General features: G+C 53.2%; 19 protein-coding genes and 1 tRNA gene. 10 read left to right on the top strand and 10 right to left on the bottom strand.

The genetic code is table 11. The features are described from left to right. Nucleotides 1-37: 37 nt before the first annotated feature. The 4 genes from K2H17_RS08975 to K2H17_RS08960 are packed head-to-tail and all read right to left on the bottom strand — an operon-like array spanning nt 38 to nt 3,070. Nucleotides 38-175 (bottom strand): hypothetical protein, encoded by a 138-nt coding sequence (locus K2H17_RS08975; RefSeq protein WP_300133900.1) that lies wholly within the window; start codon nt 173-175, stop codon nt 38-40. Nucleotides 176-220: 45 nt separating this feature from the next. Further along, nucleotides 221-1,414: an endonuclease/exonuclease/phosphatase family protein gene (locus K2H17_RS08970; RefSeq protein ID WP_300133898.1), complete on the bottom strand. Its 1,194-nt coding sequence runs from the start codon at nt 1,412-1,414 to the stop codon at nt 221-223. Next, nucleotides 1,411-2,322, bottom strand: a complete 912-nt coding sequence (locus K2H17_RS08965) for a rhomboid family intramembrane serine protease (protein WP_300133896.1) — start codon at nt 2,320-2,322, stop codon at nt 1,411-1,413. Before K2H17_RS08965 ends, K2H17_RS08970 begins: the two co-directional genes overlap by 4 nt. Before the next feature lie 13 nt (nt 2,323-2,335). Beyond that, on the bottom strand, nt 2,336-3,070 hold the full coding sequence (locus K2H17_RS08960; protein WP_300133894.1) for a rhomboid family intramembrane serine protease: 735 nt from the start codon (nt 3,068-3,070) through the stop codon (nt 2,336-2,338). A gap of 291 nt (nt 3,071-3,361) precedes the next feature. On the opposite strand from K2H17_RS08960, the gene K2H17_RS08955 reads away from it, so the two are divergent. From K2H17_RS08955 to K2H17_RS08945, 3 genes are all read left to right on the top strand, one after another. Further along, nucleotides 3,362-3,763, top strand: coding sequence for a lipoprotein (locus K2H17_RS08955; protein ID WP_300133892.1), 402 nt, complete (start codon nt 3,362-3,364; stop codon nt 3,761-3,763). Nucleotides 3,764-3,773: 10 nt separating this feature from the next. Continuing rightward, a complete protein-coding gene (locus tag K2H17_RS08950) occupies nt 3,774-4,712 on the top strand; it encodes a hypothetical protein (RefSeq protein WP_300133891.1) in 939 nt (312 codons plus the stop codon). Between the two features lie 443 nt (nt 4,713-5,155). After that, nucleotides 5,156-5,227 (top strand) — tRNA-Met (locus tag K2H17_RS08945). Between the two features lie 177 nt (nt 5,228-5,404). On the opposite strand, the gene K2H17_RS08940 is transcribed toward K2H17_RS08945, so the two are convergent. The 6 genes from K2H17_RS08940 to guaA all read right to left on the bottom strand — a co-directional run bounded on the left by K2H17_RS08940 (nt 5,405) and on the right by guaA (nt 13,099). Continuing rightward, nucleotides 5,405-5,821, bottom strand: coding sequence for a DUF3127 domain-containing protein (locus K2H17_RS08940; RefSeq protein ID WP_300133889.1), 417 nt, complete (start codon nt 5,819-5,821; stop codon nt 5,405-5,407). Nucleotides 5,822-6,038: 217 nt separating this feature from the next. Beyond that, a complete protein-coding gene (locus K2H17_RS08935) occupies nt 6,039-6,593 on the bottom strand; it encodes a DUF308 domain-containing protein (protein WP_300133887.1) in 555 nt (184 codons plus the stop codon). 230 nt (nt 6,594-6,823) lie between these two features. Continuing rightward, nucleotides 6,824-7,702 carry a transporter substrate-binding domain-containing protein gene (locus K2H17_RS08930; protein ID WP_300133885.1) on the bottom strand — a complete coding sequence of 293 codons (879 nt, stop codon included), beginning with the start codon at nt 7,700-7,702 and terminating at the stop codon, nt 6,824-6,826. A gap of 78 nt (nt 7,703-7,780) precedes the next feature. Next, entirely contained in the window at nt 7,781-9,757 is a 1,977-nt protein-coding gene (locus K2H17_RS08925; RefSeq protein ID WP_300133883.1) for a putative porin, read from the bottom strand. Nucleotides 9,758-10,018: 261 nt separating this feature from the next. After that, on the bottom strand, nt 10,019-11,347 hold the full coding sequence (locus K2H17_RS08920; protein ID WP_300133882.1) for a hypothetical protein: 1,329 nt from the start codon (nt 11,345-11,347) through the stop codon (nt 10,019-10,021). A gap of 228 nt (nt 11,348-11,575) precedes the next feature. Beyond that, nucleotides 11,576-13,099: a glutamine-hydrolyzing GMP synthase gene (gene guaA / locus K2H17_RS08915; protein WP_300133880.1), complete on the bottom strand. Its 1,524-nt coding sequence runs from the start codon at nt 13,097-13,099 to the stop codon at nt 11,576-11,578. 134 nt (nt 13,100-13,233) lie between these two features. On the opposite strand from guaA, the gene K2H17_RS08910 reads away from it, so the two are divergent. The 7 genes from K2H17_RS08910 (at nt 13,234) to K2H17_RS08880 (ending at nt 19,764) form a co-directional block, all read left to right on the top strand. Then, nucleotides 13,234-13,725, top strand: a complete 492-nt coding sequence (locus tag K2H17_RS08910) for an HAD-IIIA family hydrolase (RefSeq protein ID WP_300133878.1) — start codon at nt 13,234-13,236, stop codon at nt 13,723-13,725. Further along, nucleotides 13,722-14,408, top strand: a complete 687-nt coding sequence (locus K2H17_RS08905) for a queuosine precursor transporter (protein WP_300133876.1) — start codon at nt 13,722-13,724, stop codon at nt 14,406-14,408. The genes K2H17_RS08910 and K2H17_RS08905 overlap by 4 nt, the downstream gene beginning before the upstream one ends. Next, nucleotides 14,398-15,114: a YjjG family noncanonical pyrimidine nucleotidase gene (locus tag K2H17_RS08900; RefSeq protein ID WP_300133874.1), complete on the top strand. Its 717-nt coding sequence runs from the start codon at nt 14,398-14,400 to the stop codon at nt 15,112-15,114. The genes K2H17_RS08905 and K2H17_RS08900 overlap by 11 nt, the downstream gene beginning before the upstream one ends. A gap of 146 nt (nt 15,115-15,260) precedes the next feature. Further along, on the top strand, nt 15,261-15,572 hold the full coding sequence (locus K2H17_RS08895) for an HU family DNA-binding protein (protein WP_300133902.1): 312 nt from the start codon (nt 15,261-15,263) through the stop codon (nt 15,570-15,572). Between the two features lie 258 nt (nt 15,573-15,830). After that, a complete protein-coding gene (locus K2H17_RS08890) occupies nt 15,831-17,453 on the top strand; it encodes an Rne/Rng family ribonuclease (RefSeq protein ID WP_300133872.1) in 1,623 nt (540 codons plus the stop codon). A gap of 271 nt (nt 17,454-17,724) precedes the next feature. Beyond that, the gene (gene mce, locus K2H17_RS08885) at nt 17,725-18,144 is read left to right on the top strand and encodes a methylmalonyl-CoA epimerase (protein WP_107032405.1); all 420 of its coding nucleotides are present in this window, start codon (nt 17,725-17,727) and stop codon (nt 18,142-18,144) included. Nucleotides 18,145-18,210: 66 nt separating this feature from the next. Further along, entirely contained in the window at nt 18,211-19,764 is a 1,554-nt protein-coding gene (locus K2H17_RS08880; protein ID WP_300133870.1) for an acyl-CoA carboxylase subunit beta, read from the top strand. The last annotated feature ends 43 nt before the right edge of the window (nt 19,765-19,807 follow it).

The raw sequence follows: 19,807 nt of genomic DNA, 5'->3' as shown, positions 1-19,807 counted from the left end.
CGTTTGCGGGGAGATAGTCGTCATAGCTGATCTTGTCTTAGGGCGGGATTTCGAACGGGGTGTCGTAGGGGGCCAGGAACGGATTCTGGCGCGTCTGTGCAGTCATATCTGCCGGAATGCTTAGTGTCGCCGGAAGCATGATGGCTCCGAGGGCGGCTGTTAATAATTTGTTCATGTGTTCAGAGGGTATTGGGTAATTGGGTGATTTGTGATAGGTTTCCTATTGTCCGGCTGCTGTCTTTTCAAAAAGAAAGGTGGTCAGCAACGGGTTGTGGTCGCTTGAGGCCACAGGTCCGCGCCGGATGTCGACGGCTTTGAACGGTCCGCGGTAGAGCACCTGGTCAATCCGGAAGTAGAAATTGTCGCCGTGATAGGTGATGGCCGGGCCGAAGGCGGCATCCGCATAGGCATCGTGCATGTCGTTGCCGAGGATTGTGCGGATGGCATAGCAGTCAGGGATGTCGTTGAAGTCTCCGGCCACAATGAAGGGGCCGCCGATGGAGTCGATGACGCTGCGGACAGTCCTGGCCTCTGCGGCGCGGTCGCGGAAGGCGACGGCGAGTTTGCTCAGTAGCTGTGATTTGACATCGCTGATCTCTTTCTTGAGCTGGTGTTTGCTGTCAGGGACATCGCGCAGGGCATCTTTATAGAGGGCTTTGTCGGCATCGGTCAGGCCGATGGACTTGAGATGAACATTGATCAGGTGGACCGGATGGCCTTTGATGTCGATGCGGTAGCAGCTCATGACGTTGTGGCGCTTTGCGGGAATGTCGAGTCTGACCGGAGTGACGGGGTATTTTGAAAATACGAACAGATTGTTGTTGAGGTCGAGGGAGCGATAGGGGTAGCGCTGATAGAGTGAGTCGAGCTGGCTTTGGCTGAGGTGCCAGTAGTCGTTGTGGAGTCTGGCTCCTGACTCGCTGAAATCCAGTTTTCCTTTGTCATCGGAATTCTCTCCGGCTTCCTGAAGGTTGAGGATGTCGGCGTCAGTGGAGAGGATATAGCTCATGGTTGCGTTTGCTTCCAGTTCCGGATTCTCGCCGCGGAAATCGTAGTAGTGTAATATATTATATGTGAGAAGCGTGAATGAGCGCTCTTTTTCGTTTTCGGAGAGGCGGTTGCCGAAGGGGTGGAGCGGTGAGAAGTTGAGAATCGGCTGCAATGACACCAGCCATCCGGCAAGGATGATCAGTGCGAGACGGCGGTCAAAAAAGAGGTCGGCGATCATGAGGATCAGTCCGAGAAACAATACCGCCGGGAGTGTCATGGCTATCATGGCCATGATCACGCGTGTGTCCGGATCGAACGTGCCTCCATAGGCGGCAAGCGTTGTGAGCATGGCCACAAATAGGTTGAGCCCCACGCCGATGGCGAGGACCGTCGATCTGATTGGGCGGTGCGGACGGAGTTTCATTTGATTTTGCGGCTTACATCGAAAAGGCGCTGGCGCTCTTCGGGAGTAAGGGCGGCATAGCCTGATTTTTTTATTTTGTCAAGTATCGAGTCAAGGATTTCGCGGTCTGAACGGCTGCACGAGGGTTCCGCGCTGCCGGGCTTCGGTGACTGCCGGTCCCGGCTGCTGAAAGGTTGCCGGTTGCCGGTTGCCGGACGGCTTTTGCTCCGGGCGTTAGCGGTCAGGCTGTTCCAGGCGTTGGCAATCTTGTCGAACGCGCGGTTGAAGGGGGCTGTGATGTCGTGGCCACGTCTGAGACGCAGGGCGTAGATGGCTCCGACGGCCACTCCTCCGATGTGGGCGATCTCTCCTCCGGCATTGCTGCCGCTCACTCCGATGAGGACGAGGAAAATGGTGACTATCGCTATCCATTTCAGGGAGACTGCGCCGATGAAGAGCAGGTTCATCCTGAAGTCGGGCATCAGTATGGCCGTGGCGGTCACGATTGCGATGACGGAGGCCGACGATCCGATCAGCATTCCCGTATGGCCGGCAAAGAGCGGCAGTCCGCAGTAGGCGGCAATGAAGAGCACACCTCCGCCCAGGCCGCCGAGCAGATAGAGGGCAAGAAGCTGCCGGGGTGTGGCTGTCATCATGAACAGTGTGCCGAACCAGTAGAACCATAGCATGTTGAAGAGAATGTGCATCAGGTCATACTGGGCGAACATGTATGTCAGAAGGGTCCAGGGTCGGGTCAGCAGTAGCGCAGGCGAGCTTGGCAGCTGGACATAGTCGAGCACCGTGTTGATCAGCTCATGGCTTCCGCCGAAGATGCCGACGATGGCTGTCAGACGCAGCAAGACGAAAAGCCCGATGTTGATCCAGATGATCTTCATGAGCATAGTCGAGGCCGAAAAACCCCGTTTCATCTGTCGCAGAGTGTCAGAAACCGCCATGGAAAGTGCCTTTCTTTTTCCAGTAGAGAATTATGAGGAAGCCGAAAATCATGCCTCCGAGATGGGCGAAGTGGGCCACACCGTCGCTTCGGCCTGCGGCTTCGCTCAGTCCGATGAGGATTTCGATCACGCCCATGCCGATAACCATATATTTGGCTTTGATCGGCACCGGGATGAAGAAGAGGTAGAGAGGGGCGTTGGGGAAGAGCATACCGAAGGCCAGGAGGATGCCATAGACGGCACCTGAGGCGCCGATGGTCACAAACATGTTGAGGTTGCGTGCCAGCCAGGCTTTGCCCTCGGAAGTGAACTCGGCGTTGCTGATGAACTCGCGGGCTTCGGCGAAATCTACGTCGGAAGTCTTGGCGATCAGTCTGACAAATGTGTCTTCCCAGGTCAGCGCCCAGGTGAGTTCCTGGATGAGAGCGGCCCCGACTCCACAGGAGACGTAGTAGAACAGAAAGCGCGCGCTTCCCAAAGTGCGCTCCAGGGCAATGCCGAACATGAAGAGGGAGAACATGTTGAAAAATATGTGGGCAAAGCTCCCCGTAGAGTGCATGAACATGTATGTGAACAACTGGGCCGGGTTGAAATCTGCGGCCTTGAAATAATGGAGACCGGCATAGGTCTCAAGGTCCGCTCCCAGATGGCGCGGAAGTACGAACATTGCCAGCCAGACGATCAGATTGATGATGATCAGATTCTTTGTTACAGGCGGCATCTGTGAGAAAATTGAGTTTCCTGTCTGCATAGCTGCAAATTTACAAATATTCCCCGAATAATCATATCATCGGGACGGGGTAGCTGTCCTGACCCAGCTATTTTTCAGATTGAAGCGTGATCACCGGTCCTGCGGATTATATGTAAACAATCGGGTCGGAGGTGAAAGGGCGGCAATTTCGTTCTGTTAACCAACTTTAACTATCGGGGGGGGTATTTGTGGATAAATATTTAATTTGTGGCGTGAAAAACAATTATACGTCAAATTTTTAACCAATTAAATCACACAATTATGAAAAAGTATTTTTTCGTTGCTGCTGTGGCAGCCCTTGCACTTAGTTCTTGTTCGACAATCACACATACTGCCTCGACAGAAGCAGTGGATACCGAGGTCTACAACCGCTCGAATGCCGACCTGAAAGTTTCACCTGAGAAGATTTCCTACACCTTCACTCCGAACAACACTTACCGGCGTGCCGGCGAAAAGGCTGTGTTGCGTGCGGCTGTCGCCAAGGCTCTTGAGGCTAACGGAAATGCCGACGTGCTTGTGGCCCCCCAGTATGAAGTGAAGAAAACACGCGGTCTGTTCTCGACCAAGGTGAAATATGTCACTGTCAAGGGCTATCCTGCAAAATACACCAACGTTCATCCGACAACCGTCACCGAGGCTCAGGTTGTAAATGCTCTCAAATAAGCGGCCCACTATGAAGAGAAACATGATTTTGGCTGCCGGTGTAGCACTGGCGCTGAGTTCGTGTTCCACCATTCAGCATACATCGCAGGTTGCGGGAGTCGACACCAATGTCTATAATCTCACTGTGGCCGATATGAATGTCGGCAAGCAGAAACAGACCAAGACAACGGAATGGAAATGGAATCCGCTGTCGACAGTCTCGCTCAAGTCTCAGAAGGAGACGGCTACTGCCCAGCTTCTTGAAGAAACGAATGCCGATGTGCTGGTGGAACCGCAATATATCGTGAAGCGTCGCGGCCTTTTCCGTGGCGGCTCACTGACTGTCACCGGTTATCCGGCCACATATTCAAATTTCCGTACGATGACCGCCGAGGATGCCGAGATGCTTGCGAAGCTCAACGGGCAGTGCACCGACAGCGTGATTGCGTTCGCCTATCCCGTCATCAATACCTCTGTCGAGCGTCCTGCCCGCAAGCCCCGCAAACGGATTGTCGCTCCACGCATCAGACGGAATGAGCCTGTTAGCCGCAGTTTCATCAGTGCCTTTGGCGGCCCTCTGTTGGATGCTGACGATGACTTTGAATCCGGATTTAGCGTCGGACTCATGTTCGGACACTATGGCCGCAGCTGGGGCTGGTATGGTAAAGCCGTTATTTCCCGTGCCGAGGAGTATTTAGATTATAGTACTCAAGACAAGGTAGCGCCTGCTGTGACTTTTGGCGCGATCAAGACGCTGTCGCCTAATTGGAACTGCTTCTTCGGTCTTGGATTTGGAGGCGTGATTGTCGAAAAAGAAGATTGCTTTAAGATGAAATCGTCAGTACCTGTGGAAGTCGGTTTCCAGTGGCACGTCAGACATATAAATCTGTTGGCCGGAGCAACATATACCGTGCCGGTCTATGGGGGAACTCTCTGTGGAAACATTATTCCATTTATGGGTATTGGCTAGAACTTCTGACGCTGATTCTCTCTTAGAGGTCGTACATTTAATAACAATAGTTAAAATCTGAGCGAAAGTATTGAGGTGGATATGGCTCCTTTCTCATTTACAACGATTTATCTAAAAGATACACCACTCAGATTTTAACTCTTGTTTTTAAACAACCTCTTAAAACCGAACTGAACCTGACGTTCCTATAATAGAAAAGTGTTTTTTTAAGTCGAGTCCTGAAGGTTGTGGAACCATCCTGCCTTCGGGACTTTTCTTTTTGGAGAGTTTTTGGGAAGAATGCTCGTTAAAATGGATTTGGTGTAAATCGCCTGAAAATCAAGTGAAATATGGAACTTGATGTTTGTGTCGGATTTGTGTTAACTTTATTTAACTGTAAAAATGCGCATTATTATTTGGAGGAGATGATAAAAGTCCCTACCTTTGCACCACGAAAATGACATCGCGGGGTGGAGCAGTGGTAGCTCGTTGGGCTCATAACCCAAAGGTCGCAGGTTCGAGTCCTGCCCCCGCCACTAAGGCAGAATCCTTGTAACCGACTCAGGTTGCAAGGATTTCTTTTATTTGCAGCAATTTTTTTGCCGTGGTGCCGAGGGGGTATGGGTGTGGTGCGGATACAACAAAAGGAGACAGTCAGGCCGTTTGTCGGCTCTGCTGTCTCCTTTGTTATGATTGGTTTATGTTTGTCTTTCTTAGAAAGGCAGGTCGTCAGTGGCTGACGGAGTGAGGTCCGGGGCCGGAGGCGCGGGTACTGCGGCGGGTGCGGCGTAGCCCTGAGGCATCTGCTGGGCGGGACCGTAAGCTGCGGGTGCGCCGTAAGCAGCGGGAGCGGCTGCGGCAGCTGAAGCGTCCTCTGCTTTCCATGCGCGGATGTCGACATACCAGCGGCCATTGTATTCGCGGCTGTCGATATCGAAGCTGATTTTAACCATCTGGCCTACCTGGAGAGGGAACTGGTCGACGCGGTCGCCGAAAAAGTTGAAGAACACTTTACGCGGATAAGTCTCCTGTGTTTCGAGCACGTATTCACGCTTTTTCCAAGCGTTTCCTTTCTGGGACTGGCCGCCCACTTCGGGGAGAGCCACGATGATTTTTCCTGTAACTTCCATATTATGATCTGAGTTTTTTCGGAGTGATTAAAAACGGTCAGCCGCAAAAGGCAGACCGACTACAAAAGTAATCAAATTCCTCCAACCGACCAAATTTGATTTTACCGGAATTTCTTATTGATGTGTCAGAGTGCTTGAATTTTAGGGGTGTATGAAAACTGAGGCCTCCGCGGGTGGCGGGGGCCTCAGGTATATCATTTAATCAACGCAAACCGGTTTAGCGGCGGTCTATGGGTTTCATGTCGTAGGAGAGCATGGCCAGTGTGAAGCCCCAGTAGATAAAGGCGAGTGAGGTGAGGAAGCTTGTCATTGCCATGTCCTGTACCCAGCCTGCTTCGATGAAGAAGAAGCCGATGAGCATGAGCAGGATGCCGTTGATGAGCTGTAACCACCAGTAGCGGCGTCCGCTCTGGTTGACTGCGCTGCAAAGTGCGCTGATGCCCCAGAAGATGAAGATGAAGGCGATGAAATAGGGGAAGACCATTTCGGAGAGGACTACGCTGCGGACCATGAGGAAGCCGATGAACATGTCGATCACACCTCCTGCAAGCCACCATCCCCAGCCTCTGCCGCGGTTAGGACCGGAAGAAACAAGGAGCTGGACGATGCCTACAAGTACAAGCAGCCATCCGAAGATCTGGGAGGCGACGGCATAACCGGCCACGGGCCAGAACCAATAAGCGAAACCGCAGATTACCATTAGGATTCCCGCTGCGAGGACTACCCACCAATAGCGGGTCTGTCCCCAGAATTTTTCGATTAGCGTTTTCATAACGAGTTGTGTTTTTTGTTAATAGTTGAAATTGATTTTGCAGTATTATTTCGTGTGTGTTTGTCTGAACGGGAGGTGACGGGAACTGAAACGTGGGGCGAGCCAGCCGTATCACTCGGTGTAATATAATAACACGCGGGCTTTTGAATTTGTTGAGAGTTTCCGGAGAGGGCTCCCTTGCCGGATGGCAGTCGGTCGCCTTGGAGTCTGTCGTTAAACGACCTCTTATTTTATTCTTCCGTGCGGGCTGCGGAGGTCAGATAGCGTTTGACAAGTTCGGCATATTGCGCTGTCTCTTTGAAGCGTCTGATCTGGGAGTCGAGGGTGTCGGCAAGGGCAGGATTGTCTTTGTTGACGACCCATGACTGGAACTGGGTGAAGGAGACCGGGGTGGTGATGTCGACTTCGGGATAGTCTTCGGCGAGTCTGGCGGCTTTGGCTTCGTTGATCACGGCGCGTGGGACGCGTCCCATGGCGGTCAGCATGAACAGCTGTTCGGCGCTGTGGATGGAGTCGTGGCGCAGGATTATCGTGTCACCGATCTCGCGGCTGAGGTTTTGCAGGCGTTCCGCGATCGGGGTGCCTCCTACGGCCCAGACTTCCTTGCCGGCAAGGTCGAGGCGCGAACGGAGCGTGGTGTCGCGGCTGATCAGTACCTGCCGGTCAAGATAGACGGGTTCGGTGAAGCGGAAACTGTCGCGCCGGGAGGCTGTCACGGGGTAGTCGGAGATGACCACATCGTAGACTCCGCGCTTGAGTTCATCGAGTGCGGCGGTGACGGAGGAGACTGGGTAGAATTTTACATTGTCGCCGTAAAGCGCGGCCATCTGCTTCATCATCTCGTAGTTGAATCCTGCAAGCGAGTCGCCGTAGCGGTAGAGTGACATGGGGGAGTAGTCAATGGCCACATTGATGGTGTCGCCTTTGGCCCGGACATACTCATAGCCGTTGTTGCTGACGGGCGATGAGCAGCTTTTGACTGATACGATCACTCCGACGGCGATCAGAATGAGCGACAGGAGGATGCTTGCGCGCGGACCGCGGAGAAATTCGGCAATGTGGTTGTGGTGTGTGCCGGGTGTGTTTTTATTTTTTTCGTCAGGTGTCATTGGGGCGGATTGTCTGATACATTCAAGTATATAAACAATCGGCCCGTGGAAAAAGGTTGGCAGGGGATGTCAGCCCGGTCAGTTGGAGAAGTCGACGATCACGCCCATCTGGAAGCGGCGGGGGTTGAGGGGGTAGTGGGGCATCGAGAAGTAGTTGTTGTCGCCGATGAGGCCCTGGTTGACGTGGGAGAAGAGTACGAAGAAGCGTGCGCGCGACAGTTTCATGTTGGCATAGGCCGTCATGAAAGGATAGTTTCCGCAGTCGATCTCGCGCTGGTTGCAGAAGGCCATAGTTGCGGGCTGGTAGGCCGGTGCCTTGTACTTGGTATAGTAGTTGCAGTCGACGCCGAGCTGCACGTGGAGCACTTTGGCTATGCGGAACATCAGGTAGAGGTTGGAGTAGACGGCCAGATTTGGCAGCGGTATGACGGCATCGTTCGATGAGGTCTGATAGATGATGGTGTTGTCCCAGTTGAGCGCGCGCCAGTGGAGATTCTGCTGTGCGCGGATGCTGAACACCTGGACATTTCCGCTTTCCTGAGTCGGAAGGCCGTCGGCGTTGAAATAGATGTGGTTCTGGATGTTCTCCACCCCGACATTGATGTTGGTACCGGTGTGGGGCAGGTCAAGGATGCCTCCGAGGCGCACACGTCTGATCTTTCCGAAATCGTTCTGCCAGGCAAAGTGGTTGGAGATGTAGTTGTTCATCAGATATGGCGCCGTGGTGTTGCTGAAATGGCCGTAGGCTTTGACGGAGACGGTGTCGCCGAGGAGCTTGATATGGGTCGATGCGTTGCCTTCGACTTTGACCTCTCCGGCCGCCGGTCCGGCGAGACCGATCTCGGCTGTGGCTTCGTAGTTGAGCAGATGGCCCTGCTGTTTGGTGAGCTGGGCACCGACATAGAGCAGATTCTGAGTCTCTTTCGGTTTGAGGCGGGAGCTGAAGGGATAGGGGGTGAGGCCTGCCGGGCGCTCATCGCCTGAGATGGCTATTGTGTCCGGTGTCTGCCAGTAGTGGCGTACTTCATGGGTGAGGAAGGCTGCGAGTCCGGCTTTGGCGTATTTGTTGAAGCCTTCGAGCAGTGAGATGCCGACGGTGTTGCGCAGTGAATTGTACTTAGTGCGGTCGCAGGTGGCGTCGGCGTCAAGATAGTGGTTGGCCCAGAATTCCTTGCCTTCACTGGTGCTGGTGTTGGTGAAACGGTGACGTGAATCCTTGTAGTCAAGTGTCCAGATGAAGCTTGACACGGGAATGTATTCGCGGGCTATGACCGAGTCTGTTTCGTCACGGGTCTCTTTCCAGTAGCCGACCTTGTAGCGGTGGTTCATGTAGAACTGCTGTCCGCGCACCCGTGAGTGGGCTGCCGAGAGGTTGGTCGGGATGCTCTTGGGATTGATTGTCGAGACACCGCCCTGGATTTCGGCAGGGTCGGTGATATAGAGGTCGTCGGTGATGCCGCCGTTTTCTTTATTGAGGAAATTATAGGTGTTGAAGAAGGTCTGCAATTCGTAGCGGTCGCCCATGTAAGATCCTGAAAGGCCCCACGAGAAGCCTTTGGATGCCTGATACTCATAGCTTCCCTTGGAGTAGGGGTAGTGGACGCGGGCGCCGATCTGTGTGCGTTTGTTGACATTGCCGGAGAAGAGCATGCGCAGATAGTCCTGGGCGATTTCGCGGCCTCCGCCGGTATTGTAGCCCAGCTGAGTGACAGGGATGCGGGTGTTGAAGAAGCGCATATTCTCTGTGGTCGGTATCCAGAAGAGCTTTGCATCGCGGAAAAAGAAGTCGCTCATCGGCTCGCTATCCATGAAGATCATGTTTTTTCCGGCTGAGGTCTGGTTGCCTGTCGTGGCGAAAGCCGGACTGACCGAACTCGGAACGGCTGTGAGATAGTAGTTCTTGAGCAGGGTGTCCATCGGCGCGCGTTCGCGCAGGCCGAGCGGCTGGACTATGCGCCAGCAGTATGAGAGCGAGTCGGAGGGTGTGGTGTCTTTGGCGAAACCCTGAAGTCCGGCTGCAAGTATGGTGAAAATTACGAGGATATGCTTTTTCATAATGTGGCTGCAAATTTACTCAAAATTCGCGCATAAAAAAAATTATCCGTCATCTCGACGAATAATCTTCTTACCTTAAATCTAATACCATGAAAAACTGGTACAAAGGTAGGCACTTTTTGGGACATGCCAAATATCTATGCTTAAAAACATCTTTTGTTTAACATTATTTTGCTAATCTGTGGTTGGAATTGGTTTTGATTAACATTCGTTAGCCGTCGGATGGAATAGTTTGCCATCGGGTAATAAATCTGTTATTTTTTATTTTTCGCTCACGGAAAATATGTTGACGGCGTTTCCTCCGCGGCGTTTGCGGCCTTGGGAGGTGACAACGATATATTTTCCGTCGTCTGAGCGTCCGAGGCCGACGGGGTAGGAGTCGCATCTGATCGATGTCTCCAGTTTCATGGTCGCTGTGTTTACGATGTCAATGCGGTTGGCGAAATTGCAGGCCACATATATATATTTCCCGCTGGGTGAGACTTCGAGAGTGCGGGCACCGGCACCGACCTTGCAGCCTTTCCATCCGTTGGCTCTGATGGCGCGACGGTTTGAGGCTGTGGCTGTGCGGATGGCGCTGTTGATGCTGTCGACCGGGATTTTCCACACCATTCCGTTGACGTTGCATGAGGCGAAAAGGTTGTTGCGGTTGATTGCGAGATGGCGCACATTGGAGATGTTGTTGATGAATCCGATGTGTTTCATCGTTTTGAGGTCGACAACGGCGATCGAACCTGCCATGCACCCGATCAGCATGTGTCGGTCGCCGGGCAGAAAGACCGTTCCGCGCAGCAGATAGCCGGAATTGGCATCGCGGTTGACTGACTCGTCGAGCGGATAGTCCAGTTTCAGCTTGTTGCCGATGGTTACCGGCGCGAGATGGCGCCAGTCGGCAGGGTTGGTCGAGGAGATGTCGATCAGTCCCACGGTGTTGTCGCCCCAGTGGGTGACGGCGAGCAGTTTGCCTGAGTTGGATGTCGCGACCATTTTGGGAAGAGGGCCGGTGTCGAACATCCGGACAATGGAGTCGCAGCGCGTGTCGATCACAGCCATAGCCGAGGGATCCTGGGCGTTGATGTCGAATGTGCGCCGGTAGTATGGCACCCAGAGGTAGGTGCCGTTGTGGGAAAAGGTCATTTCGACCGGCTTGCCGCTGAACGGGCGTTGCGCGCCGTTGGGGTAGTGTTCCCATCTGTAATGCTGCGATGAGGTCCAGTTGCTTCCGTTGCCGCGCTTGAAGTTGTGGCTGATCACCTTTAGCTTGCGCATGCTTTTGGTATCGTAGACCACCGTGCGGCATCCTTCGAGTGAGTTCACATAGAAGCGCGAGCCGTCGGGGTGGAAGGCAGCAGACTTGGGCGAGTGTATGTCGGTGTCGAACGATGACTGTCGGGAGGCATTGAACTGCTGTTTCTTGCCGATGTTTGTGATGGTGATTCCTCCGTCTTTAGCCGAGGCTTTGTCACCGATTTCCGAGCGCACGAGTTCCGGTTCGGTCTGGGCTCCGGCGTTGTTGAGTGAGCTTGTGATCAGCAGCATCGCAAAGATCAGCCGCAGGAATTTGTGTGATTTGTCAGAAAGAGATGTCATGGCCCTTATGTGTGATTGATTGTAAAAATGATCGGTCGTGGATATTGTGTGTCGCCAATAGTCCGGTTGCTTGTGTGTGGTGGTGAAATTCGGTGCTAAGATAGTGAAATATTCGCTTTTAGCCAATAGATGGCGGCAAAATGTTAGGATGAGGGCTGTGGATATGAAAAAAGCGGTCCGGCTGTGTGCCGGGACCGCTTGGTATGGTTGATTTCGAGGGGCCGTGGTTTACTCCCACTCGATTGTGGCCGGTGGTTTGGAGGAGATGTCGTAGCAGACGCGGTTGACGCCGCGTACCTTGTTGATGATGTCGTTGCTGACTTTGGCCATGAAGTCGTAGGGGAGGTGTGCCCAGTCTGCGGTCATGGCGTCGGTCGAGGTGACAGCGCGGAGTGCGATGGCGCGTTCATAGGTGCGTTCGTCGCCCATGACGCCTACGCTCTGTACGGGGAGGAGGATTGCGCCTGCCTGCCATACTTTGTCGTAGAGTTCCCAGTCGCGGAGGCCGCGGATGAAGATGTCGTCGGCGTCCTGAAGGATGCGCACCTTTTCAGGGGTGATGTCGCCGAGGATGCGGACGGCAAGGCCCGGTCCGGGGAAGGGATGGCGCTTGATCAGATGGTCGGGCATGCCGAGCTGACGGCCTACGGCGCGCACTTCGTCCTTGAAGAGGAGTCTGAGTGGCTCGCAGAGCTTGAGGTTCATCTTTTCGGGCAGGCCGCCTACGTTGTGGTGGCTCTTGATGGTGGTGCCGGTGATCGAAAGGCTTTCGATGCAGTCGGGGTAGATGGTTCCCTGTGCAAGCCATTTGACATCTTTGATCTTGTGGGCCTCTTCGTCGAAGACATCGATGAAACCTTTGCCGATGATCTTGCGCTTGCGTTCAGGCTCGGTGACGCCGGCGAGTTCGCTGAAGAATTTTGCTGAAGCGTCTACTCCGATTACGTTAAGGCCGAGGCATTCGTAGTCGTGGAGCACGTCGCGGAACTCGTTCTTGCGCAGCATGCCGTGGTCAACGAAGATGCAGGTGAGATTCTTGCCGATGGCGCGGTTGAGGAGCACTGCGGCTACTGATGAATCGACACCGCCGCTGAGTCCGAGCACTACCTTGTCATCGCCAAGCTGCTCTTTGAGCTGGGCTACGGTTGATTCGATGAACGACTCGGCTGTCCAGTCCTGCTTGCCGCCGCAGATGTCTACGACGAAGTTGCGCAACAGCTGGGTGCCATGCTCTGAATGGTAGACTTCGGGGTGAAACTGTACGCCCCAAGTCTGTTCGCCTTCAACCTGATAGGCTGCGATGGCCACCTTGTCGGTCGAGGCCACGGTCTTGAAACTGTCCGGAATTGAGGTGATGGTGTCGCCGTGGCTCATCCATACCTGCGATCCTACGGGGATGTTCTTGAACAGGGGGTTGGTGGTGTCGATCTTTGTCAGATGGGCGCGTCCGTATTCACGTGACGGAGCCGGTTCCACGCTGCCTCCTGAGGTGTAGGCGATGAACTGAGCGCCGTAGCAGATGCCGAGCACCGGCAGATGGCCGCGCAGACGTGAAAGCTCGGTGCGGAAGGCTTTTTCGTCATAGACCGAGAAGGGGGAGCCGGAGAGGATCACGCCGATGACCGAGGGGTCGTCGTAGGGGAACTTGTTGTAAGGCAAGATCTCGCAATATTCGCCAAGCTCGCGCACACGGCGTCCGATGAGCTGTGTGGTCTGCGATCCGAAGTCGAGAATGATTATCTTTTCCTGCATAAAGTGGGAATAAGAGTTATGTTGTGGTAATGAATTGGTTTCTGACTGCAAAGTTACGGAGAATTCGGCTATTTTCAGAGATGGTTATGTGGAAAATTTTGAGTAATTTTGCAGGCTAAAATTCGAAACACACAATGAAACATAAGAAGATAAGACTTTTCCTGACCGATGTCGACGGTACGCTGACTGACGGAGGGATGTATTATACCGCCGATGGCGATGTGATGAAGAAATTCAACGCGCGCGACGGCATGGGGCTCCAGCTGTTGCAGAAGGCGGGAATCAAGGTCGGCATAATCACCAGCGAGACCACTGAACTCGTCAGCCGCCGTGGTGCGAAACTTGGTGTCGATTTCCTTGTGCAGGGCCGGCGCGACGGTGCGAAACTCGCAGCCGCCGCTGAGATCTGCGCTGAGATGGGGATCGGCATGGACGAGGTTTCCTATATCGGTGACGATGTCAACTGCGAGCCGCTGCTTCGGGCGGCAGGCCTTGCGGCTTGTCCCGCTGACGCTATGCCGGTGATAAAGACAGTCCCCGGTATCCGGGTCATGACTCTTAAGGGAGGCGAGGGTTGCGTGAGAGAGTTCGCGGACATGATCCTTGCCGGAAAGGAGTGTCTATGAGCAAGGTGAAGATTTCCGTGACTTTCATGCTGCTTGCGGTCACATTCTGTGTCTGCCTCATAGTCAGCAACCTGATGGAAATAAAGACAGTCGATCTCGGACCGCTGACAATCACGGCCGGAGTTGTGGTCTTTCCAATATCATATATTCTTAACGACTGCATTGTCGAGGTCTATGGCTTCGGCAAGGCCCGTCTTGTCATCTGGCTTGGGTTCGGAATGAACCTTCTGGTATCGTTGCTGCTCCAGCTCGGCATCTGGCTTCCTGGCGCGGCTTCATGGCAGGGGCAGGAGGCGATGGAGGTAGTGTTCGGCGCCGTCCCGCGCATCTTTGCCGCGAGCTTCATTGCATTTCTGTGTGGCTCGATGGTCAACGCCTATGTAATGTCGCGCATGAAAGTGGCCTCCGGAGGCCGCAGGTTTTCTCTGCGCGCCATAGTCTCGTCGCTGTGGGGCGAAGGCGTGGATTCGGTCATTTTCTTCCCGATAGCATTCGGCGGCATCCTGGCGTGGAATGAAATCGGGATGCTGATCGTGACACAGACTTTCCTCAAGACCTTCTATGAAGTCCTGATCCTGCCCGTCACCATGCGGGTTGTCAAGATGCTGCGCGACCATGAAGGGGGTGATGTGACGGATAATGACAACACATCTTATAAATGGTGGAGGATCAATGAGATTTGACGGAGTGAAATGGGTGTGGTTCGATCTGGACGACACGCTGATAGACTTTCATGCGAATTCGCGCCTGGCCCACAGGATCATCTACCGTGATGCCGGGCTGGACCGTTATTATCCAACTCCTGAAGAGTGGATAGAGGTCTATGAGGCTCACAACAAGACGCTGTGGGATCGTTACAGCCGTGCGGAGATCACTCAGGACTTCCTGCGGTTCGACCGCTTCGCCACGCCTCTTGGAATCCGCTGGCATGGGAGCCGCGAGGAACTTGAGAGGCTGTCAAAACGCCTTGATGTTGAATATCTTGACCGCCTTGCCGAGCAGACGGTGATGATTGACGGTGCTGTCGGACTCCTCGCGCACTTGCGCGCGCATTATAATATAGGTGTATTGAGCAACGGCTTCAAGGATGTCCAGTATCGCAAACTTGAAAACACCGGACTCGCCCCGCTCGTAGATCTTGTCGTCCTTAGCGACGACATCGGAATCAACAAGCCCGACCCGCGGATCTTCGCCTATGCAATGGAGCAATCCGGCTCAGCCGGGCCTGAATCGCATCTGATGGTGGGCGACAATCTGTCGACTGACATTTCGGGAGCAGTGGCAGCCGGATGGCGCGCTGTCCACTTTGACCGTAGGGCAGACGTCAAGAACGAAGACGGTAAATACCTGACAATATCCGATTTGAGGCTGCTTGAGAGGCTTCTATGAGGCAGTTTTCGGCAAATCGCCCCGCTAAAGTGGTGAGAAAGTGAAATTTAAGCGAAATTTTGCAAGATTTATAGTGAATAATCCAAAAAAAGTTCCGATATTTGCACTTGCAAAAAATTGCGCCTTCTAAAAACGCAACGACAAAGATATTAACCAATTATAAAATTCATATTGTAATGACTAAAGCTGACATCGTTAACGAGATCTCAAAATCAACCGGAATTGACAAGGCCAACGTGCTCGAAACAATCGAGAAATTCATGGAAACCGTAAAGGAATCCCTTTCACACGGCGAGAATGTCTATCTTCGCGGCTTCGGTAGCTTTATCACCAAGGTCCGTTCAGAAAAGACTGCCCGTAACATTTCAAAGAACACAACTATCATCATCCCCGAACATCGTATCCCCGCTTTCAAGCCCGCAAAGGTGTTCATGGAAGAGGTGAAAGATCTGAAATAATTCTGTCTGACAGAAAATCCAACTTTTAGTTAAACAACATAAATACCAACCACATGCCAAGCGGAAAAAAAAGAAAAGGCCACAAGATGGCTACCCACAAGCGTAAAAAACGCCTTCGCAAAAACCGCCACAAGAAGAAATAATTCTTGCGTAGTTGCGTAATGAACACGAAGAACAAACTCTTTTGCCTTGGCCCTCGGACAGAGAGGCTTGCAAAAGGTTTGTTCTTTGCGTCATTTCAATTAATCCGGATCATCAATGAAAAGTGAACTGATTGTAGACGTACAGCCGAGCGAGGTGTCGATCGCCTTGCTTGAAGACTCGCGGCTCGTCTCCTTGCAGAAGGAGTCGCGCAACATCGCCTACGCTGTCGGAGACATCTATCTTGCCAAAGTCAAGAAGCTGATGCCAGGCCTTAACGCCGCCTTCGTCAACGTCGGCTACGAGAAGGACGCTTTTCTTCACTATCTGGACCTCGGTTCCCAATTCTCTACCTATTCGGCTTTTCTGAAAGCCATACTCGTCGACAAGAAGTCCGACACGACAGTCCCGAAGATCAAACGTCTACCTGACATCGACAAACACGGCGCCATCACCGGTGTCCTTGAGCCGGGTCAGGAACTTATGGTTCAGATTGTCAAAGAGCCGATATCGTCAAAAGGCCCCCGTCTGACCACAGAGATCACCTTTACCGGGCGCTACATGGTGCTCATTCCTTTCGGTGACAAAATCTCCCTGTCGCAGAAAATCAAGACCACAGAGGAAAAACTCCGTCTGCGGCAGCTAATCGAAAGCATCAAGCCGAAAAACTTCGGAGTCATCATCCGTACATCGGCCGAAGGAAAAAGCGTCAGAGAACTGCACCATGAGCTGAAAACCCTTCTCCATTGCTGGGAAGAGACCGTAGCCAAAGCACAGAAAGCTACCGCACCGGCCCTCATATTCGAAGAGGAAAGCCGCATAGTCGGAATGCTTCGTGACGTATTCAGCCCGACATTCGAGAGCATTCATGTCAATGACAAGGAAATCTTCAGCCAGATTTCAAAGTATGTCAACCTCATTTCGCCGGAGAGCAAAGACATCGTGAAACTTTATGACAGCGATGTCCCCATCTTCGACCATTTCAGCATCACCCGCCAGATCAAGTCATCGTTCGGAAAAACGGTGTCGTTCAAATCAGGCGCTTATGTCATCATCGAACATACAGAGGCACTCCATGTCATCGACGTCAACTCAGGCAACCGCTCCAAGGCCGCTCCCGACCAGGAAAGCAACGCGCTTGAAGTCAACCTGCGGGCAGCCGACGAAATCGCCCGTCAGTTGCGTCTGCGCGACATGGGCGGCATCATCGTCATCGACTTCATAGACATGAACAAGGCCGAACACAGGCAGAAACTCTATGAACACATGCGTGAGGTGATGGCCAATGACCGCGCCCGCCACAACATTCTGCCTCTGAGTAAATTCGGCCTGATGCAGATCACCCGTCAGAGAGTACGCCCGGTGCTTGACATCAACACCTCCGAAACCTGTCCGTCGTGTCACGGCAAAGGAGAGGTGCGCCCCTCGCTGCTTTTCACCGATCTGCTCCACGAAAAGCTCGACTATCTTGTCAACACCCTTAAGGTGAAGCACTTTGTGCTCTATGTCCATCCCTTCGTCTCAGCCTATCTGAAAAAAGGATTCCCGTCGCTCTATCGTCGCTGGCAGCTTGAATTCGGATTCAACTTCCGGATCGTGCCTGACGAGTCGCTTGCCTACCTGCAATATCGGGTGCTCGACCGCGACCGCAACGAAATCGACCTCAAGGAAGAGAAAGACATGGACTCCTCGGCCTCTAAATCAAAAGCAAAAGCCAAGAACCGAACCCAGGAAGATTAGCTTCCATGCGACCCGTTCCAAGCGAACCTTATCACAGACCTCCCGTTTCAGACTGTTATTCAGCCGGAAACGGGAGGTTTTTTGTGTGAAAATACAAATTCCGCAAGAATTGGCATAGTAGTGTCGGTGTAGAGAATTTTGTCTGGATTAAATTTGGTTTACAATTTTTTATGAGTAATTTTGCAAGGGCTAAAAACGCGCATGCGTAATCGGCCCGAAATCAATTTAATCACAACTTATTATTAAGCACTAATTATTATTTTTTCATATCATGGATATTTCACACATCGAGCACGTAGGCATCGCTGTTCCTGATCTGAAGGAAGCCATCGCCTTTTACGAAAACACTCTTGGCCTTAAATGCTTTGCTATCGAAGAAGTTGAAGATCAGAAAGTCCGTACCGCTTTCTTTAAAGTGGGCCAGACCAAGATCGAGCTTCTTGAAGGAACTTCACCTGAAAGCGCCATCTCAAAGTTCATCGCCAACAACGGCGGTCGCGGTGGCATCCAGCACATCGCATTCGCGATTGAAGACGGTGTTGCCAACGCCCTCGCTGAAGTGGAAGGCAAAGGTTGCCGTCTGATCGACAAAGCTCCCCGCAAGGGTGCCGAAGGCCTCAATATCGCTTTCCTCCATCCGAAGTCGACCTGCGGTACTCTCATCGAGCTCTGCGAGGATCCCAACAAGTAATAGCTACTGACGAAATCGGATCAGAAGAAACTACAATAAGAATCCACCCCCCTTACTTCAAAACAAATGAGTAACCAGCTTGAAAAAGTAAAAGAGCTTATTGCCCTTCGCGAAGAAGCCCGCATCGGTGGCGGCGAAAAGGCCATCCAGAAACAGCATGAGAGAGGCAAATATACCGCCCGCGAGCGTATTGCCCAGCTTCTCGATGAAGGCTCTTTTGAGGAAATCGACATGTTTGTCCGTCATCGTTGCTACAATTTCGGACAGGAAAAGAAAAGCTATCTCGGCGACGGCGTAGTGACCGGCTACGGTACTATCGACGGCCGACTCGTATATGTATTCGCTCAGGACTTCACCGTATTCGGCGGCTCGCTGAGCGAGACAATGGCCCTCAAGATCTGCAAGATCATGGACATGGCTATGAAGATGGGCGCTCCCGTCATCGGTCTCAACGACTCAGGCGGCGCACGTATCCAGGAAGGCATCAACGCCCTCGCAGGTTACGCTGAAATCTTCCAGCGCAACATCCTCGCATCAGGCGTGATCCCCCAGATCTCAGGCATCCTCGGTCCCTGCGCCGGCGGCGCCGTTTACTCACCCGCGCTGACCGACTTCACTATCATGACCAAGGGCATCAGCTACATGTTCCTCACCGGTCCTAAGGTTGTGAAGACCGTGACCGGCGAAGACGTAAGCCAGGAAGCCCTCGGCGGTGCCACTGTACACTCTCAGAAGAGCGGCGTCGCACATTTCGCAGCCGAGGACGGCGAAGAGACTCTGCGCATCATCCGCAAACTCTTCAGCTATATCCCCCAGAACAACCTCGAAGAACCCCCGTTGGTTGAATGCACCGACCCGATCGACCGTCTTGAAGACTCTCTCAACGAGATCATCCCCGACTCGGCCAACCGTCCCTATAACATGTATGAGGTCATCAACGCAATCGTCGACAACGGCGAGTTCCTCGAAATCCAGCGCGAATACGCCAAGAACATCATCATCGGTTTCGCCCGCTTCAACGGTCAGGCCGTCGGCGTGGTGGCCAACCAGCCCAAATATCTTGCCGGTGTGCTCGACAGCAACGCATCGCGCAAGGGCGCGCGTTTCGTCCGCTTCTGCGACGCCTTCAACATTCCTCTGGTGACACTCGTTGACGTCCCCGGCTTCCTCCCCGGCACAGGCCAGGAATACAACGGTGTGATCCTCCACGGCGCCAAGCTTCTCTATGCCTACGGCGAAGCAACCGTACCCAAAGTCACAGTCACTCTGCGCAAGAGCTACGGCGGCAGCCACATCGTGATGTCGTGCAAGCAGCTCCGCGGCGACATGAACTACGCATGGCCTACCGCCGAAATCGCCGTTATGGGTGGCGCAGGCGCTGTCGAAGTCCTCTATGCCAAGGAAGCCAAGGCCGCTGAAGATCCCGCCAAGGTTCTCCGCGAGAAAGAAGACGAATACAACAAGCTCTTCTGCAATCCCTACAATGCTGCCCGCTACGGCTACATCGACGACGTCATCGAGCCTCGCAACACCCGCTTCCGCATCATCCGCGCCCTTCAGCAGCTTGCGACCAAGAAAGTTGTCAATCCGGCCAAGAAGCACGGCAACATTCCTCTCTAAGCCGTGAGGCAAAGGTTAGCAACAAAACCGATAAACTATCATC

Origin of the sequence: Duncaniella sp., from assembly GCF_029054785.1 — a bacterium.
GTDB lineage: Bacteria > Bacteroidota > Bacteroidia > Bacteroidales > Muribaculaceae > Duncaniella.
This window is presented reverse-complemented; position numbering and strand designations above follow the sequence as displayed.

Coding starts and splice junctions, on each gene's coding strand:
- K2H17_RS08975 (WP_300133900.1), bottom strand. CDS start 175: ATGAACAAATTATTAACAGCCGCCCTCGGAGCCATCATGCTTCCGGCG.
- K2H17_RS08970 (WP_300133898.1), bottom strand. CDS start 1,414: ATGAAACTCCGTCCGCACCGCCCAATCAGATCGACGGTCCTCGCCATC.
- K2H17_RS08965 (WP_300133896.1), bottom strand. CDS start 2,322: ATGAAACGGGGTTTTTCGGCCTCGACTATGCTCATGAAGATCATCTGG.
- K2H17_RS08960 (WP_300133894.1), bottom strand. CDS start 3,070: ATGCCGCCTGTAACAAAGAATCTGATCATCATCAATCTGATCGTCTGG.
- K2H17_RS08955 (WP_300133892.1), top strand. CDS start 3,362: ATGAAAAAGTATTTTTTCGTTGCTGCTGTGGCAGCCCTTGCACTTAGT.
- K2H17_RS08950 (WP_300133891.1), top strand. CDS start 3,774: ATGAAGAGAAACATGATTTTGGCTGCCGGTGTAGCACTGGCGCTGAGT.
- K2H17_RS08940 (WP_300133889.1), bottom strand. CDS start 5,821: ATGGAAGTTACAGGAAAAATCATCGTGGCTCTCCCCGAAGTGGGCGGC.
- K2H17_RS08935 (WP_300133887.1), bottom strand. CDS start 6,593: ATGAAAACGCTAATCGAAAAATTCTGGGGACAGACCCGCTATTGGTGG.
- K2H17_RS08930 (WP_300133885.1), bottom strand. CDS start 7,702: ATGACACCTGACGAAAAAAATAAAAACACACCCGGCACACACCACAAC.
- K2H17_RS08925 (WP_300133883.1), bottom strand. CDS start 9,757: ATGAAAAAGCATATCCTCGTAATTTTCACCATACTTGCAGCCGGACTT.
- K2H17_RS08920 (WP_300133882.1), bottom strand. CDS start 11,347: ATGACATCTCTTTCTGACAAATCACACAAATTCCTGCGGCTGATCTTT.
- guaA (WP_300133880.1), bottom strand. CDS start 13,099: ATGCAGGAAAAGATAATCATTCTCGACTTCGGATCGCAGACCACACAG.
- K2H17_RS08910 (WP_300133878.1), top strand. CDS start 13,234: ATGAAACATAAGAAGATAAGACTTTTCCTGACCGATGTCGACGGTACG.
- K2H17_RS08905 (WP_300133876.1), top strand. CDS start 13,722: ATGAGCAAGGTGAAGATTTCCGTGACTTTCATGCTGCTTGCGGTCACA.
- K2H17_RS08900 (WP_300133874.1), top strand. CDS start 14,398: ATGAGATTTGACGGAGTGAAATGGGTGTGGTTCGATCTGGACGACACG.
- K2H17_RS08890 (WP_300133872.1), top strand. CDS start 15,831: ATGAAAAGTGAACTGATTGTAGACGTACAGCCGAGCGAGGTGTCGATC.
- mce (WP_107032405.1), top strand. CDS start 17,725: ATGGATATTTCACACATCGAGCACGTAGGCATCGCTGTTCCTGATCTG.
- K2H17_RS08880 (WP_300133870.1), top strand. CDS start 18,211: ATGAGTAACCAGCTTGAAAAAGTAAAAGAGCTTATTGCCCTTCGCGAA.